The sequence below is a fragment of the Kistimonas ophiarachnellae genome (assembly GCF_057552235.1).
Window position 1 is genome coordinate 16,440 of the sequence record NZ_BAAJPA010000011.1, and the last position, 16,656, is coordinate 33,095.

Below are 16,656 nucleotides of genomic sequence, written 5' to 3' on the forward strand. Positions count from 1 at the left end.
AGAGGCTCCGGATGCTGGCAAACACCGTTCAGTACTCTGTCACCGCCGCTCTGGCTGGTGTTTTTGTGTTGATATTGCTATCAGCCTTTTCCTTCCACGCATAGTCCGCTGTATTGATTTTTCGGGTTTCCCACCGATACCGGAACGTCGTTCCCGGCCATAAAGTAAAGTTCTTACCATCCGCCCGCTTGTACCAACTCTGGCAACCGGTTTGCCAAACGGTGCCAACCAGCTTCTTTTGCAGTCCAGCATTAAAGTCCCGCTGAATATCGGCGCAGACATCCATATATCCCGCCCCTTTGGTCTTCAGGTGTCGAATAGCATCAACAATGTAGCGGCTCTGGGACTCAATCATGAAAATCATGGAGTTATGGCCCAGCCCGGTGTTGGGGCCGACCATCTGGAACAGGTTGGGGAATCCTGACACGCTCATGCCCAGGTAGGCTTCCGCGCCGTTATTCCAGGTATCCAGAAGACGCTGGCCGTTCAGGCCGGTGATGGGAAAGTGCTTCATGTACTGGCAGGGATCGGCCACAAACCCGGTGCCCAGGATGATGGCATCCACTGGCCGCTCTTCGCCATCAGCTGTGACAATGCTGTTTTCACGAATAGCCCGGATACCGTCAGTCACCAGTTCCACATTATCCCTGTTGAAGGCTGGGTAGTACTGGTTAGAGATCAGAATCCGTTTACAGCCAATGGTGTAGTCTGGCGTCAGTTTCTGGCGGGTGACCGGATCCTTAACCTTGAAACGCAGATGCAGGCGGGCCAACCCTTCCATCAGTTTGGCGATCCGCGGATTCAGCATCAGGGTGACGCGTGATTCGTTGATCCAGTACAGCATCGACCGGTAAGCCTTGCGCAGTAGCGGCACCTTGTGGAATAGCACTTTTTCCAGGCGAGTGTAAGCCCGTTCATTTCGGGGCATCACCCAGGCCGGGGTTCGCTGGAACACATGCAGTTTTTCGGCTTTTTTCGCCACTTCCGGCACATACTGGATGGCGCTGCCGCCGGTGCCGATGGAGGCAACCGTCTTGCCGGTCAGGTCATAGTTGTGGTTCCACTGCGATGAATGGAAGACTTCCCCGGTAAAACTCTCCAGGCCGGAGATAGATGGAATGGCTGGTACATGGAGAGGGCCTGTCCCGAGGACGAGGCAGCGGGCACGTACGGGTTCGCCCTCAGCCGTTGAAATCACCCAGCTGCCGTCCTGTTCACTGAACTGTGCGCCGGTCACGGTTGTATTGAATTGAATATGTTTCTGTAGCCCGTAACGTGCAGCGCAGTCGAGGATATAGTTCTGAATCTCGTTCCAGCCGGAGAACACATGGCTCCAGTCTGCCTTGCCGGCGAATGAGTAGGAATAGAGGTGGCTCTGGACATCACAGGCAGCACCCGGGTAAGTGTTCTCTCGCCAGGTTCCGCCCACTTCAGCCGCTTTTTCCAGTATGCGGATATTATGGATGCCGGCCTCTTTCAGCTTGATGGCCATGCACAGACCGGAGAAGCCGCTGCCGACAATTGCGACATCCAGCAGGGGAGTGTCCTGAGCTGACATAGTGGTGCGCCTCTTGTTCTTATTGTGATGAGCAGCACGGCCAATAGTAAAACGGAACGATAGTTTCGTGAAGAGGCGGTGCGGAAATGACAATGAGGGCGGCAGTTGCTGACCGTCTGGCGGTGGATTCGTGTTACAGTTGCCGTTCGTTATCCCGGAGGAACCCATGGCGCTGAACCCGACACTGTGCCGTCACCTGGCCCTGGCCTGGCTGATCGACACGATGGAACACCCCAACGTCCCCAATTTGCAGGCTCGCACAGGCTGGCCCCGCCGTACGCTGCAGGATGCGATCAAGCGCCTGCCTGCCTGGGGAATCACGGTCGAGTATGTGCAGGATTACCACGCCAGTGATTCCGGGTTCAAAGGCCAGCAGCATAATGCCGGTTACTACGTCCTTCAGGATTGGGGGATGTATCGGCGGGACTGGGTGAAGAAACATTTGGCTGATGTTTTTGCCAGTGTCGAATTGAGTGCCGATTAATCCTGCTGTTGGGGGCTTTCACCCGCTTTTTTTGCTGTCCGCGCTTGAGTTTCAGGTTAATGAGCATGGGGCTCTCGTCTATCTGTCGCAGAAAATGGATCACTGCCGATGTAAGGAGTAATGCATAGCGCTTATCAGCAAGGATGCTCAGGATGAACAAAGGCCCTATCTCTGGTGACCGAAATGTCGGGCAAAGTCAGGGTGCCGGAACCGACGAGTCAGGGACTTCCTCTGATATAAGCTCAAGCCCTGCCGCCACGTCACGACTAAAGCGGTGGAGAGTCAGGTTTGCCCGACCATTCCATTCCTTGTGGTCAACGGTGAGAACGCGTTTTTCACATCTCACGCCGGTACAGAACCGAAGGGTACAGGCTGTAGAACCCGCCAGTCCGTCTGGACAACCGGGGTTTTCAATAGGCGACGATTCCTGGAAACAACGTCATTATGAGCTGAAACTGGCCACGGTCTGGCAGACGCTTCAGGCACAGCCGACATTTGAACAATGGCGAGACATGATTGAGGACGGGCAGGAAGGTCGGGATCCGCGTCTTGAACAGTGTCTGCGACGGGTGGTTGTTGAGCTGAGTGGCGAAAATGTTGCGGGAATATTGCCGGGCGCTTCACCCAGAGAGCGTTATAAACAGGCTATTACCGCTTTTCGCCGAGCAGACGCGATGCTGCTCAAGAGTTCGCGCTCTAACCTTTTCCAGCATAATGCCAGGGTTTTCCTCCATGGTGTCTCCCGTGCCCTGTTTAACAGCGGGATGCAAAGTCCTTTCCATTCAGATCTGGTTCAGGCTATCAGGCAGAAGGCAGCGTCTGGTTCAGGGGAGGACTTGCCGTCACAGCTCGCCAGTAATCAGGGGCGTGACCTGGCGGCACGCCTGGCGCATACCCAGCAGTTGATCCGCAGTCAGCGCTCGGCGTTAGAAAATCCTGCAGGTAAAGGTGAGCACCTGGGCAATGTGGCAGGTAGCCTGGCGGCGGGTGAAGCGGGAATCCATTATGACCCCTATCGGCAGGGCAATATACCGGATATTTTGTTCAGTCCTCGCATACACGGAAAAACCGTTGACTGCATCCGCATGGGTACACCGACCCGGCAGGAAACGCCTTTTGGTGCCAGTGTAACCCCGGAATTCCGTTGCTTTCTGGAGAGCCGGGGAAGCAGCGAGCATCACCTTTATCTCAACCGTCAGCGACGTACCGGTATTGAAGGCGACAGAAGCCATGCTCTGGAGAAACTTCAGGATCATATGGGCCTGCAAGGCAAAATCACGGTAGTCACCTTGCCGGCGGACGGTGATTTCTATAATCAGCGACAGGCTTTTTCTAAGGATTGTACGCTGGAGGCATTACAGGCGCAGATGGTCAACCTCATGGTGGATAATCAGCAAGGCTTTTTCTTTCCCACGGCGTTACGACAACGGCTATCGGACACAGGGGAAGATTTGAGTGTATTCCTGTCACGTAGCCTGAAGACCTCAGCGCAGGAGCTGGGCATCCGTCAGGATGCTGTGCTCAACAGAAAACAACGACGGGCTTTTATCTTCCATTTCCTCAACAAAACGCTGGTGGAATCACTCATTCAGGCCGTGGATGCAACCACGTACAACCATACCTGCAAGGATGACATTGACCGGGGTGGCGTGGCGAATGCCTACCTGTTCGCCGTGAAAAACCGGCCGCATGACACCGCAACGGCTGAAGAACTTGAGGGATTCGCCAGGGAGATGGAAGCCAAAACCAATGCACCAGCCGTGGAAGTGAAGAAGCGTGAAGTGATAGAGCATCGGCATGAAGACCTGTGTAATGCGCTGGAAACGCTGGATTACTGGAACAAGCCGCCAAGCGAAGGGCGCATGAAGCCTCTTAGACGAGGGATAGGTGCTAGATAACTGTCGTTTGCAATTGCTGGATAAAGTTTGTTTTGGTGATAACTGTCGGAATCGACAAGCGGCCTTCTCGTTTGACCAGCACAATGCGTTGTCTACCCTCCGGACCCACACTCACATGTAATGGTCGCTCCAGACCATAGTAAAACAACTTATCAAACGGACAGTGGCTGACAATCCATGCGGCGACTTGATCAGACGGTGTATTCGAACAATAAAAATCACAGGCCAGTCCATCCTGATTGCAGATACGTTTTCCTTTTCGATTAACTTCAAATCCAGCATGCTGATCTAGCTCTGGCGCTATTCGAGGCGTGAGGTCTTCCTGTCTGGCCCGTTTGCGGATAGCGCCAGCCAAGGTAGATGTACAGACGCCAAAGGTTAGCGTGATATCACCGAATTCATCCACGACAGGGTCCAGAATCGTTGTTGCCAACTGACGAATAGCCTCCCAGGTTTGGGGGGATTCCACGGGATTGTCGACTTGGGATACCCGCAAGGTCTCACCGCAATTAATCAGGTCTCGGTAGCGGAAGTATCGACTGCAATAGGCGTCGGGATCATACATAGGCGAAACGCTTCTCTGGATACGTTTGAATCACTGACACGCTGGTTAATGCGTCTTACCCATTTGTGTGCCATCTTCAGTCTACCTTGATGTCCGCCTGATGGCGGAAGTATTGTGTCCTGCCATCCTAAGCGGGGAGACTTGTTGTGACATCTGCTATCAACGCTGAAGCCTTTCAGACACTGGTCGCGGAACTGCCTGTCGGTAAACGATTACCCAAAGCCATTTATTTACATAAAAGTGCGCTGGAGCAGACATCAAAACCCCTGCACTCAATGATTGAAGACTCTGTAGCGGAGATTTCGTTCAACAATGGCGAGCCGAATGGCTGGAATGTTATCAAGCTGCACCGTGACCGGTTTCGTATCACACTCTTGCACTATCCCCGCTTTTTTGAAGATTCGTACCCTGAATTACAACACAGCGTCAGTATTGATCTTGGTGACAAACGCTGTCGGATCACCCGTTATGACACCAGTGATAACCCTCCCATTCTGCACCGTAAAGAGGCCATGGTTTTACCGGAACATCCAGCGTATGAAGAGTTCAGGATGATCACGGAAGAAGGGGAACAGGCCGGGTTGTATGACAATGCCAGCATCATAGGGTTTCGTAAAACCTGGGAAACGCTGATTACTGAGCGTGGGTATAGTCTCGTTGATGGTCGATTGTTCAGGCTAGCGGCGGTGGGGCCAGTCAACAGTGCTTGTGTAATAGAGCGCCACAAAACCGCATTGAGTCGTGATCGATTGTCAGTCCCCATGAAGAGCCTGGCAAGGAATGGTTATCTTAATGGGGATTACAGTATTTTTGATTATGGCTGCGGCAGAGGTGATGACTTGCGAGAGTTAGAAGCCCATGGCGTGGCGGCAACCGGTTGGGACCCGAACTGGCGACCCGATGGCATTAAAACTGATGCGGATCTGGTGAACCTGGGCTATGTCATCAATGTGATTGAGGATCTCGACGAGCGAGTTGATGCCTTACTTGGCGCGTGGCGACTTTCTAAGCGCTTGCTGGTGGTATCCGCCATGTTAGCCAGTGAAAGCATGATTCGACGGTTTAAGCCCTATAAGGATGGTGTGATCACCTCCCGTAAAACATTTCAGAAATACTTTTCACAGGGCGAACTCCAGGTATTTATCGAGCAGGTGCTGGATGAAGAGCCTATAGCCGTTGGGCCTGGCGTGTTTTATGTATTCCGCGACAAGGATGAAGAGCAACTATACCTCGCTAACAAGAACCGGCGGCGACAGCACTGGAAGCAACTGACCCGAAAATCTGTACATATTCCCAAGGCTGAAAAGCTGCTGGCTGAAAACCGAGCGTTGTTTGATGCTTTCTGGTTGCGCTGTCTTATTCTTGGCCGATTGCCGGCACTGGATGAATGTGAACGGCCAGACGTATTGCAACGTGTCATCGGTTCCCCGAAAAAAGCGCTGAACCTCTTGCGTGAACAATTTGATGACAGCGACTTTGAACAAGCCGCCCAGGATAGACGGGAAGATCTGAAAATCTATTTTGCCCTGGAGCAGTTCTGCAAACGTAAACCCTATAAACACCTGGCAGAACCACTGAAGCGGGATATCAAGGCATTCTTTGGTGATTACAAAACGGCGATTGCAGAGTCTCGTTCGCTACTATTTTCCTTGGCAGAACCTGAAACAATTGCCAATGCCTGCGAGGAGGCTCACGTGTGTTTACCCGTGAGCGTGATGAATACTGGGCATTCTCTGGTGTTACATACCGCATTTATTGCGTTATTGCCGGCGGCGTTACGGCTCTATATTGGTTGTGCGACGCAGCTCTTTGGCGAAACGGATGATATGGACCTCGTCAAAATTCACATACGCTCTGGCAAATTGAGTTTGATGAAATATGACGGATTCAGTGAGCAACCCATCCCCCTGTTACGGGAAAGAATCAAAATAAATCTGCGAACTCAGCATATTGATTTCTTTGATTATGGTTATGGAGAATATGATCCACAGCCGTTGTACTGGAAATCCCGATATATTGATGACCGATTTCAGGATTATAAAAAGCAGCTTTCGTTTGACCGGCGGTTGAGAAAACTGGCGTTACCCGAATTGACGGATATTCATGGACCAGCTCTGGAAACACTATCGGGATTACTGGTAGCAAAGCATGGTCTTGAGGTTCGTGGGTACCGGTTTTATCAAAGTGACCGGCGTTCCTGACCGGTTAATGATGCATAAAGCATGGAATCATAATACTGGCATGTTTGTCAGTCCAATTTAGCCAGCACGCGGTCAAGTTTGTCTTTCACTTCTGAGATATCAGACTTAATGACTGATACATCGTCCTTGAGTTCTGCGACATCAGTTTTCAGATCAGAAACATCAGTTTTCAGATCAGAAACATCAGACTTCAGCTCAGCAACATCCTGGTTTAATTCATAAACATCAGTCTTCAAGACGGTAACATCAGCTTGAAGCTTAGTAATGTCATTTCGCATGTCCTTTTGATTGTCTTTCAGAAAAATAATATCTGATCTGATGTCAACGATATCGTTTTTGATCGCTGTAGTCTCTGACTCGATGGTGTGCATCTTTTGGTCAACAATATCAAAACATTTATCAATGGTATCAAAACGTTTATCAATGGCATCAAAACGGACGTCATGGGCTTTTTGTTTGGTACATATCTCGTTGATTATGCGCCGCTGCGCCTGTAGCAGCGTATTCAAAGGTTCTGCCTCTGCCTGATGGAAATCTTCCAGCCGCTTTAGACGGCAAGGATGCGTTTTTAACTCTTCCATTAACTCGCAAGTGTCAGTCATTTTTTAAAGTCCTGTTTACTGGATTGGTTATTGCGAGCAGGGAGTATAGGTCTGTGGAGGGAATGCGCCAGCATAGAGATGTTCTGTCGTTTTTTGCTAATAACGAGCCATGCTGAAGAGCATGGCTCGTTAGTTCAGATCAGTGGCCGCCTAACGCAGTGATGGCTCTCTGGATGATCTGGTCGGCATCATTCTTAGTAAAATCAGCTTTGCAGGAAACCGGTTCGCTGTAAATCACTTCAAGCTTCATATGATTGGATGTGGTCGGTATGTACTGGATAAAGGCACTATTACTGCATTTTGGTACGTTGTAGGGCGAGTTGTTGATAGCCTCCCACCCTGCAGTGCTCAGTTTGTCAGAGGTTGGCATGGCACAAACCTCAAAATACACACCATTAATTTGTACTTTTTCACCAGAGCAATCACTGGGGCGCCATTTTTTCAAGGCATGCCAATAGGAGTTTGTTTCAGCAATTTCAGCATCATTCACTGACAAAACTGCCTGGGGAGTCTTTTTATCGTCTGACTTAATCCAGATGTTTTGAGTGTATGTATTAGTGCTTCCACCTATGCCTTTGGAATAGCGGCTGTACTTGTCATAGGTATGACTACCAAGTTTTTTGAACTCAGGAGATATCTGAAACTGCACAGCCGGCTTACGGGTAGAGATATACGAATGGTCAGTCGTATACACCTGACGTTTGGGCATAAACTCGCAGCCACTGAGAAACACTGCCAACAGTGGCAGAAGGGCAACGGATTTTTTCATGGAAATCACTCAAGGAATAACAATGGAGGAATAAAGCAGGCGACGCAGTGTAATGTCAGTCTAAATATAGAAAAAGCCGTATAACTCACAACACAGGATAAGAACCGTATGTTGTGGGATCTCATCATCAACGAACGGTTCTGATGCCATAGACCTGCTCTATAGATGAAGAGCAGGGATGATCATCTTCTATCTGTTTTTCGCAAGTGCTTATCCACGTTGCCGCTAGTTATGAGAGAAGTTCTATCAGGCGATATACCCGAGACCCATCATATCGACAAGGTGTTTTCAGATGAGGCTGAGCAATATGCAGCAATACTTTCAGCCGTGATTCACTGAGTTGTAGTCGCTCGATAACCATCGAAAGGTCGGCTTCATTATCATTATCATCCAGCATCTGATCCAGGGCGCTTGTAAATTGCATCAGTGGTTGTTTGTGCTGTTCAGCTAACTGGTTGACCAGCTGGGTATCCCGCTTACGAACGGCCTGCCGCGACAGGTTTACGGCTTTACCGATTTCATCAAACTTTTGTTGCTGAATCGCTCTGGCGAGCAGGATACGGTGATCTTGAGGTGTCAGGTGTTTATGCAATTCAGCAGCCAGACTGGCATAGGCGCTGTTGTCATATACAGGCGATGGCGCATTATCCAGTGGGTTCTGAGTTGTGTCGGAAAGGCTGTTATTGTTCGCAGCCTGAACATTACTGAAAGCCGCCCTGTGTGGCATGGCAGTGCGTGAATCATGGACAGGTACAGAACTCTGCGTTATCTCTGGTTGTGACTCTTTGTGCAACCATCGACGCAGGTAGCTTTTTGCTTTGTTAGCCAGTCGGCTGAATAAGCTGGTCTCTATGGTGTGACAAACATCAGCATTATTTTCATGCGCTATGGGCTTTTCTGCAGGGGTAGTTCTCTGTTCATGACTGCTGGCTGGTGGCTTTAAAGCTTGAGCTGATACGGTTGGCTTCAACTTACGTTTATTTGATGGCGTATCGATAATCGTCGTCGATTGAGCGGTGCTTAACTGGCTCTGAACTTGAGTCAAAAGACGACGAGCCCTGGCAGTCGAGCGTTGTTGCAGTTCGTTCTGTAAAACGGCTAACTGTGTGGGATTCTGTCGGTTGTCTGAAAACAGCACCTCTAAAGATTCAATGCCCATGTTGAATAAGGGACGAGTAGGGTGCTGTTTTCTGGTAACACGTTTTGTTTGTTTAGAGGCAACCGCTTGGGGAGTGACTGCCGTCTCATGGGTAGTGTTGTGAAGATCCATCGTTATCCATACAGAGACTGCATGTTAGCCAAAAACGTGGCGAACAAATCTGCGTTAATAGACGGCTTTATACCATATGTATGGCGCGAAGACGTCACTTTTCATGCATTAATAATGTTGCTCTTTACCCTTTCTGTATATGGTAAATGAACTGTTGACCATCCACCTTATTCAAGAGCAGTTCATGATCAAGAAAAGTGCAGAATTTTGGAATGTCTCTTTGTGTTGATGGATCTGTAGCAATGACTTGTAACACTTCACCTGAAACCATTTTTCTCACTTGATTATGGAGCAACATGACAGGTTCAGGGCATGTAAGGCCTGTTGCATCGAGATTGTGCTGTATTTCGTAGGTTAGGCTATCGGTCGTCATGGCATCAGGCTCGATATTTAGCTATTTTGTATGTTCGCAATTCTGGTAGTATTTTCACTTCCCTTGCAAATGTTTTTTTACGTACAGGCCTGCTAATGAGTACCAGACGGTCAAGTGAGTTTTGTCATACCTTTCCTGCTGTGCGAGGGATCCAGTCGGGTAGGCCTTGTTACATCGCGATGTGCCCTTTGCGGCTGATACCGAAGATCTTCATTTTCGATGAGGAAGAGGTACCACCACAGCTGCGTGCACAACGAATACTCAACCGTGCTCGTGTGCCGGAGCTGGCTAACTATCTTCTCGATAACCGAGATGACTACACACTGTCTTCCATTACCGCCTCAATCAACGACCAAGTTCATTTTGAGCCATTGGCTGACACAGGTGTGGCCGTCAACCTTGGTTTGCTGTCCATTCCTATGGATGCCCAGATCCTGATTAATGATGGTCAGCATCGTCGTGCAGCGATTGAAGAGGCACTGAAGGAAAACAGCGAGCTGGGCCATGATAATATTTCTGTACTGTTTTTCCTTGATGAAGGGTTAAAACGCAGCCAGCAAATGTTTGCTGACCTCAACAAGCATGCCGTTAGACCCAATGACTCACTGAGTACGCTGTATGATCATCGGGATCCTGGTTCAACACTGGCACGTTACGTCGTAGACAATGTCAGTTGTTTCAAAAAACTGACCGAGCTGGAACGTTCCAGCATTTCGAACAGAAGTATCAAATTATTTGCACTGAGTAGTATCAAGCTGGCCAGCCGTAGCCTTTTGAGAAAACGCCCACGGGATATTATCAGCCAGGAAGAAATGGAACTGGCCACTCGCTACTGGGATACAGTGTGTCAGCATATGCCTGACTGGAAGGCAGCAGAAAGCCGTTCCGTATCCTCCTCCGAGCTAAGGCAAAATTTTGTCCATGCACATGGCGTCACACTCCATGCATTGGGCTGTGCCGGTGCTGATTTGTTGTGCCAGCACCCTAAGGATTGGCACGACAAGTTAAACCAACTGAATACGATTGATTGGTCGCGTGCTAACGCAGGACTTTGGGAGGGGCGTGCGTTATTGCACGGTCGTTTGAGCAAGGCAAGAACCAATGTGGCGCTGACCGCCAATGTTATCCGTAATGCACTGGGTGTTCGATTGAACCCGGAAGACCAGTCTCTGGAAGAGACATTTACATCATGACCAATGACACTTTTTTATATGACAGCGTCGATGCGATGCTGGCTGATATTGATACGCCTTATGCGGGGCGCCCGTTAAAGGATCTGGTATTTGAGATTCAGGAGTTATATCTCTCCGATACTAAGCCATGGGTGATCGGCTTTTCGGGTGGTAAGGACTCGACGACAATTTTGTCCCTGATATATACCGCTTTATTGAAATTGGCGCCAGAACAGCGTCACAAGCATGTCTACGTTGTTTCGTCAGATACATTGGTAGAAACACCCGTAGTGGTTGATCAGATCAAGGAGACGATTGACCGCATTAATAAGGGCGCGAAAAACCATGAGCTACCCATCAGTGCTCACCAGGTGTTCCCGGAGTTGGATGACACTTTCTGGGTGAACCTGTTAGGTAAAGGTTACCCGGCACCTACAACATCATTTCGCTGGTGTACCGAGCGAATGAAGATAGATCCTGTTAGCGCCTTTATTTTGGATAAAGTGGCTCGCTTTGGTGAAGTCATCGTGGTGCTGGGTTCCAGAAGCCAGGAAAGCTCTTCCCGAGCCCAGGTCATTGCCAAGCACAAAATTGACGGTTCTATTTTGGCCAGGCACAGCTCGCTGCCTGGAGCCTTTACTTATATGCCAATTGAAGATTGGCATCAGGATGAAGTCTGGATGTACCTGTTGGGTACCTATGCCCCTTGGGGAGGGACCAACCGCACACTGTTTGAACTCTACAAAGGTTCCAATGCGGGTGAGTGCCCGTTGGTAATCGATAAAAGCACACCGTCCTGTGGTAACTCTCGCTTTGGTTGCTGGACCTGTACCGTAGTAACCAAAGACAAGGCCATTGAAGGCCTGATTGAAGATGGCGCTACATGGATGAAACCCTTGTTGGCATTCCGTCAAATACTGTGGGAAAGCACCAAGCCTGAAAACAAGGAAGCTCTGCGGAGTACCCGGCGTCGGGATGGACGAATCAGTTATGTCCGTAGTCGCAGTGTCAATGATGATGGCACAAGGGATATCAAGCGCGCCTTTGGCCCTTACAAAATGTCGGTGCGCCAGGAATGGCTGAAAGAGCTATTACGCATTGAAAAGCAATTGAGGGACGAAGGTCAGAGTATTGAGCTGATCACCCGCGAAGAATTGCACAATATCCGCAAAGAATGGCTTCACGATCCGCTGGATCCGGATTGGACTGATCGGCTTCCCGCCATTTATCGGGAAATCTATAACGAAGACCTGGACTGGGTAGAAAATGATGCAGGTGCTTTTACCAAGCCGGATGCTGATTTGCTGAAAGAGCTGGAAGCTGAATATGAAGTGCCGGCAGAACTGATCATGAAACTGATTGAGCTGGAACTTTCCATGGAAGGCCTCAGTGTTCGCAAAGGCTTAATGAATAAAATTGGCACCTTGCTGGAACAGGACTGGGATGCTGATAACAGTCATCAGCGTCGGATAGACAGCGTGAAAAAGCTGGACAGTTACGAAATTGAAATGAAGAAGTTGAGAGACGAGTACGAGGCCCTGGCATGATTCTGGAGAAACTGTACGTCTGTGACTTCAGGGTCTTTAAAGGGGAAGAAACCATTCAGTTGGCGCCCCGTGTACGGAAAGGGCGCAAGCGCCCCATCATTTTGTTTGGCGGCCTGAACGGTGCGGGTAAGACCACGACGTTAACCGCTGTTCGGCTGGCACTTTATGGGCGGCACAGTCTGGGGCGTTCTGTCTCGATTAAGGAATACCATCAGTACCTTCAAGAGAACATCCATATTAGCCGCGATTCTCTGGTACAGGCCAAAGCCGCCAAAATCCATTTGACGTTCAGCTATGCCAGTCGTGGTGAAGTCAGCCGTTATACGGTTAAGCGGGAATGGGAAGTTGAGGGCAAACTCACTGAAACCCTGAAAATTGAGCGGGACGGTGAACCGCTCAAGGAACTCAGTTATGAACAGTGTCAGGGTTTTCTGAATGAACTGATTCCCATAGGTGTTTCTGACCTGTTCTTCTTTGACGGGGAAAAAATTGCTGAACTGGCAGAAGATAACTCTGGGCACGCGCTAGGTGCTGCTATTCGAAAACTGTTAGGCCTTGATGTCATCAACCGCATGCGGGATGACTTGAGCATTTACCTGCGAGAAAAGAACAAGGCTGCGTTGCCGGAAACCTACCAGGTGGCCATTGCGGGTCTGGAAGAGGATTACAAGGAAGCCTACGCGACCTATCAGCAGGCACGCGAAAAGATGGAGCAGGCGATTGATGCCGCTAAACGAATTGATGCGGATATCCGGCAATCAGAAGTCTTTATCAGTAGCAAAGGAGGCGCCTGGGCCCGTTCCCGGGCTGACGAACAGCAACGGATAGAGAGTTTGGTCGACAAGAAAAAACAGTTGGAAAACCAGGTTAGAGATTGCATGGCGGGTGCTTATCCCCTCTCACTGGCAGCGGGTCAGCTCTGCAGGTTGCTGACGCAACTCGAGAACGAGAGCGAGTATAAAAAGCAGCAGCTTTTGAAAGTAGCAATGAATAAAAAGCTGAATGCATTGAAAAAAGCACTTTCCAAAACGCTCGACAATCCGCAACAGGTAGATAGTGCGGTTAACGATGCCTTTGCCAGTATTTTCAGCAAAGTGGAAGCCATTGAAGTCATTCACGATTGTTCTGAGCGTGAATTCTCGCGCATGGCGCACCTAGTGAAAGAGGTGTTACCACAAGCCCAGGAACAAATGGCTCGTTTAGGTGAAGAACTCTCAGATGTTCAGTCTGAACTGGATATGGCCAGCAAAAACCTGGAGCGAGCCCCTGACAAAGAGTTTCTTCAGCAGGAGTTGGATGAACTTCGTCAACTCAATGCAGAGAAAAGTGACTACGAGAAAAAGGCAGCCATCGCACAGGAAGAGGCTAAAAAACACCTTCGTGTGGCGATGGACCTGATGCGTAAAATCCAGAAGAAAGAAGGCGAGTTCAGCTCCAACTTTTCTGGTAGCCAGGCCTACCTGTTGGCAACCCGGTCCCGTGACCTGCTGAATAATTTTGCCCAGCAAACCACGCAGAATAAGGTGAAGCAGTTGGAGCAGGCGTTTGTTAAGACGTTCAGCCGTCTCGCGCGGAAGGATGATATCAGCCTGCGGGCAGAGATTGACCCGAAGACCTTTAATGTCAAACTGTTTGATAAATCAGGTAAAGAAATCAATAAGCAGCAGTTGTCAGCCGGTGAAAAGCAGATTTTTGCTATCGCGATTCTGGAAGCCCTGGCCAAAACATCCGGCAGAAAACTACCGGTGATTATTGATACGCCGCTGGGCCGACTAGATAGTAAACACCGGGCCAAGCTGGTGGAAAATTATTTCCCGTCAGCCAGCCATCAGGTCATCATTCTGTCGACAGATACTGAGATCGATAAGGATTATTACAAGATCCTCACCCCCCATATTTCTCATATCTATGAAGTGCAGTATTTCCCGGAAGAGGGCAATTCAGAGTTTCTGGAGAAGCGCTACTTTGGCAGTCAGCTTGAAGAAGAGCAGGAGGTAGTGTGTGATGTTGCCTAACAGAATCCGTATATCCAAGAAAGCAACAGACTTGCTGGCAATGATGAAGGGGCGTACAGGGCTTACTCCGAACGTGCTTGCCAGAATTGCTATAGCCCACGCTCTGAAGTCTGGCTCCTTGAAAAAGCGAGTTGATTCAACGCAGGATGGGCAGGAATTCAATACGAATACATTGCTAGGTGAGTATGCTGCTACCTATGCAATGCTTATTCGGCAGCAAGATCAAACCGTAGACTTGGCAAAAGCTGTCGCTCAACTTGTGGATGATGGAGTTGGTTTGTTTTCAGGGATTAACAATTTGAGTGATCTTCTATATAAGAATAAGCTGAAACTCTTCTGATATTATACTCGGCGCAATATTGTGAAGAATATTTGGTTTGAATGATATGAATGTTGCAACCTGTTGATTTTATTAGTTTAATTGGTTGTAACGTTCTTTTTTGCTTTGGGGATATATCTTGAATAGTGAAGGTCTAAAGGTTAAGAACTATTTAATCAGATTTATTGTTTGAAAATTATTTTATTGATTGATATGGTTCTTTAGTCCAATTTTTTTGGACTTTACTGGCCGGTTGGCCAGTTATAGTTATACCTATTCTCGGATGAGAATAGGGGTTGCCAAATGGCGGCTAACCGGACGAAAGGTTGGCAGGAAAAGGAATAAAATCATAGGATTATGATGATATATTTCTGGTACCTGCCTCATTAATATATTTTATTTTTAGTGAGGTTCAAAATGAATAATTTCACAATAAGAGTACTAGATGCTCAGTCCCAAGTCGGGAAAGTCAACAAGATTTTAGGAAACGCAACGCTGAAATCATTTGTTGATTTGATAACTAATTCTGATTTAAACGCTAATCCCCGTACCGCTAAAAAAAGTCGTGTCACGGAGGAAATTGCAACAACGTTGCACGATTCACCAGAACTTTTTCAGTATATGTCCAAGGGAATACTGTTTGCGGCTCGGTCTGTAGAACCTAGAGATCGTTCGCGTTTTTCTCTACATATAGCGGATCCTACAAAAGAAGGCGTGCTAGATGGTGGGCATAATACTTTCACTATTGGTCGGTTTATTCTTGAGAAAACCGACTATCTTGATTTTGATGCTGTAAAATCATGGGCGGATTTGAAATATCATTGGGATATTCATCTTGATGATTTAACGAGCAAGCGTGATCAGCTTCCTGATATTTTGATTCCTATTGAAATATTGTTCCCTGCTGATGGTCCATCAGGAATACAAGATTTTGAAGATTCGATACTTCAAATAAGTGCTGCTCGAAATAATAATGCTCAGTTAAAAGAGACTGCAAAGGCAAATCAAGCTGGACTTTATGCAGAACTCAAAGAAAATATGGATCCACTTCTTAGAGGTGATGTTGAGTGGAAGGAAAACGATGGCGGTAGAATAAAGGCAGCGGATATTGTTTCTCTTTCTTTAATTGCTTTGTCATCATTGCCAGTTGAGAATTATCCTGTAGTTAAAACTTTAAAATCAAATCCAAATGTTATATTTTCCTCAAAAGGACAGTGTGTAAAACTCTATAATGAGTTTATGAAGCAAGAAGGGGTAACGCGCCAGATTGTTGGTGAGAGAACTGTAGAGGTTGTTGATCCTATAGTTAAGTCAGCACTTTCATTGATTAAAGATATTCCCCGCTTATATGATTTGATATACCAAATATTTCCTAGTGCTTACAACTCTGCTAGTCCAGGTTTTGGGCGAATTAATAGTGTGAGAATCCTTGATCCTGAGAAATGGAAAAGTAATAGTAAGTCGTATATGAAGGTTTCGGCTAAAACGAAGTTTTATCAAGAACCTGTTAATACTCAGTATCCTGATGGTTTTATCTATCCGCTTGTTGTTAGCTTGTCTGAATTGATGGAGGTTACTGGGACATCGGTGCGCTGGAAAAGAAATCCTGATCAACTGATAAGTAGTAAGCTTGAAATCATCATGAAAAGTGGTTACCAAGCAATTATTAAAGGGCAGGAGTATGACCCTGGTAAGGTAGGAAAGGAAAAAGGTGCATACGAGCTAGTTGCTAACATGTATAGGCTGGCTGAGCATTTATAGTATAACGCATATAGTTTTAACAAAAATAAATGGGGCGAAAGCCCCATTTATTTTTTGAAACGCAGTGATCGATCAATTATTAACTACTACAACTAATCCTCTGCATTATGCTGCCTGTTCAA

14 protein-coding genes are annotated in these 16,656 nt (G+C 48.0%); 8 read left to right on the forward strand and 6 right to left on the reverse strand.

Translation table 11 applies throughout. The annotated features are described in order from the left end of the window. Positions 1 to 28: 28 nt before the first annotated feature. A complete protein-coding gene (locus tag AC27K1_RS14445) occupies positions 29 to 1,558 on the reverse strand; it encodes a flavin-containing monooxygenase (RefSeq protein ID WP_487151520.1) in 1,530 nt (509 codons plus the stop codon). A 166-nt stretch (positions 1,559 to 1,724) separates the two neighbouring features. Between AC27K1_RS14445 and AC27K1_RS14450 the strand changes: the two genes are divergently transcribed. Beyond that, complete coding sequence (locus AC27K1_RS14450) at positions 1,725 to 2,042, forward strand: helix-turn-helix domain-containing protein (protein ID WP_487151521.1); 318 nt, start codon at positions 1,725 to 1,727, stop codon at positions 2,040 to 2,042. Between the two features lie 152 nt (positions 2,043 to 2,194). After that, on the forward strand, positions 2,195 to 3,940 hold the full coding sequence (locus AC27K1_RS14455) for a hypothetical protein (protein WP_487151522.1): 1,746 nt from the start codon (positions 2,195 to 2,197) through the stop codon (positions 3,938 to 3,940). On the opposite strand, the gene AC27K1_RS14460 is transcribed toward AC27K1_RS14455, so the two are convergent. After that, positions 3,933 to 4,505 (reverse strand): hypothetical protein, encoded by a 573-nt coding sequence (locus tag AC27K1_RS14460; protein ID WP_487151523.1) that lies wholly within the window; start codon positions 4,503 to 4,505, stop codon positions 3,933 to 3,935. The genes AC27K1_RS14455 and AC27K1_RS14460 overlap by 8 nt on opposite strands. Positions 4,506 to 4,651: 146 nt before the next feature. On the opposite strand from AC27K1_RS14460, the gene AC27K1_RS14465 reads away from it, so the two are divergent. Next, complete coding sequence (locus AC27K1_RS14465; protein WP_487151524.1) at positions 4,652 to 6,706, forward strand: DNA phosphorothioation-associated putative methyltransferase; 2,055 nt, start codon at positions 4,652 to 4,654, stop codon at positions 6,704 to 6,706. Positions 6,707 to 6,753: 47 nt separating this feature from the next. Here the strand turns inward: AC27K1_RS14465 and AC27K1_RS14470 are convergent, their stop codons facing one another. The 4 genes from AC27K1_RS14470 to tusA all read right to left on the reverse strand — a co-directional run bounded on the left by AC27K1_RS14470 (position 6,754) and on the right by tusA (position 9,720). Then, positions 6,754 to 7,308, reverse strand: a complete 555-nt coding sequence (locus tag AC27K1_RS14470) for a hypothetical protein (RefSeq protein ID WP_487151525.1) — start codon at positions 7,306 to 7,308, stop codon at positions 6,754 to 6,756. A 139-nt stretch (positions 7,309 to 7,447) separates the two neighbouring features. Next, positions 7,448 to 8,077, reverse strand: a complete 630-nt coding sequence (locus AC27K1_RS14475; protein WP_487151526.1) for a hypothetical protein — start codon at positions 8,075 to 8,077, stop codon at positions 7,448 to 7,450. A 229-nt stretch (positions 8,078 to 8,306) separates the two neighbouring features. Further along, complete coding sequence (locus AC27K1_RS14480; RefSeq protein WP_487151527.1) at positions 8,307 to 9,347, reverse strand: hypothetical protein; 1,041 nt, start codon at positions 9,345 to 9,347, stop codon at positions 8,307 to 8,309. A 124-nt stretch (positions 9,348 to 9,471) separates the two neighbouring features. Next, positions 9,472 to 9,720: a sulfurtransferase TusA gene (gene tusA / locus AC27K1_RS14485; RefSeq protein ID WP_487151528.1), complete on the reverse strand. Its 249-nt coding sequence runs from the start codon at positions 9,718 to 9,720 to the stop codon at positions 9,472 to 9,474. 95 nt (positions 9,721 to 9,815) lie between these two features. Here tusA and dndB point away from each other — a divergent pair, with 95 nt between their 5' ends. The 5 genes from dndB (at position 9,816) to AC27K1_RS14510 (ending at position 16,534) form a co-directional block, all read left to right on the forward strand. Continuing rightward, positions 9,816 to 10,913, forward strand: a complete 1,098-nt coding sequence (gene dndB / locus AC27K1_RS14490; RefSeq protein WP_487151529.1) for a DNA sulfur modification protein DndB — start codon at positions 9,816 to 9,818, stop codon at positions 10,911 to 10,913. Further along, positions 10,910 to 12,439 carry a DNA phosphorothioation system sulfurtransferase DndC gene (gene dndC, locus AC27K1_RS14495; RefSeq protein WP_487151530.1) on the forward strand — a complete coding sequence of 510 codons (1,530 nt, stop codon included), beginning with the start codon at positions 10,910 to 10,912 and terminating at the stop codon, positions 12,437 to 12,439. The genes dndB and dndC overlap by 4 nt, the downstream gene beginning before the upstream one ends. Then, a complete protein-coding gene (gene dndD / locus AC27K1_RS14500; RefSeq protein ID WP_487151531.1) occupies positions 12,436 to 14,454 on the forward strand; it encodes a DNA sulfur modification protein DndD in 2,019 nt (672 codons plus the stop codon). The genes dndC and dndD overlap by 4 nt, the downstream gene beginning before the upstream one ends. Continuing rightward, positions 14,444 to 14,794 (forward strand): DndE family protein, encoded by a 351-nt coding sequence (locus AC27K1_RS14505; RefSeq protein WP_487151668.1) that lies wholly within the window; start codon positions 14,444 to 14,446, stop codon positions 14,792 to 14,794. Before dndD ends, AC27K1_RS14505 begins: the two co-directional genes overlap by 11 nt. A 396-nt stretch (positions 14,795 to 15,190) precedes the next feature. Next, positions 15,191 to 16,534 carry an AIPR family protein gene (locus tag AC27K1_RS14510; protein WP_487151532.1) on the forward strand — a complete coding sequence of 448 codons (1,344 nt, stop codon included), beginning with the start codon at positions 15,191 to 15,193 and terminating at the stop codon, positions 16,532 to 16,534. Positions 16,535 to 16,656: the final 122 nt, after the last annotated feature.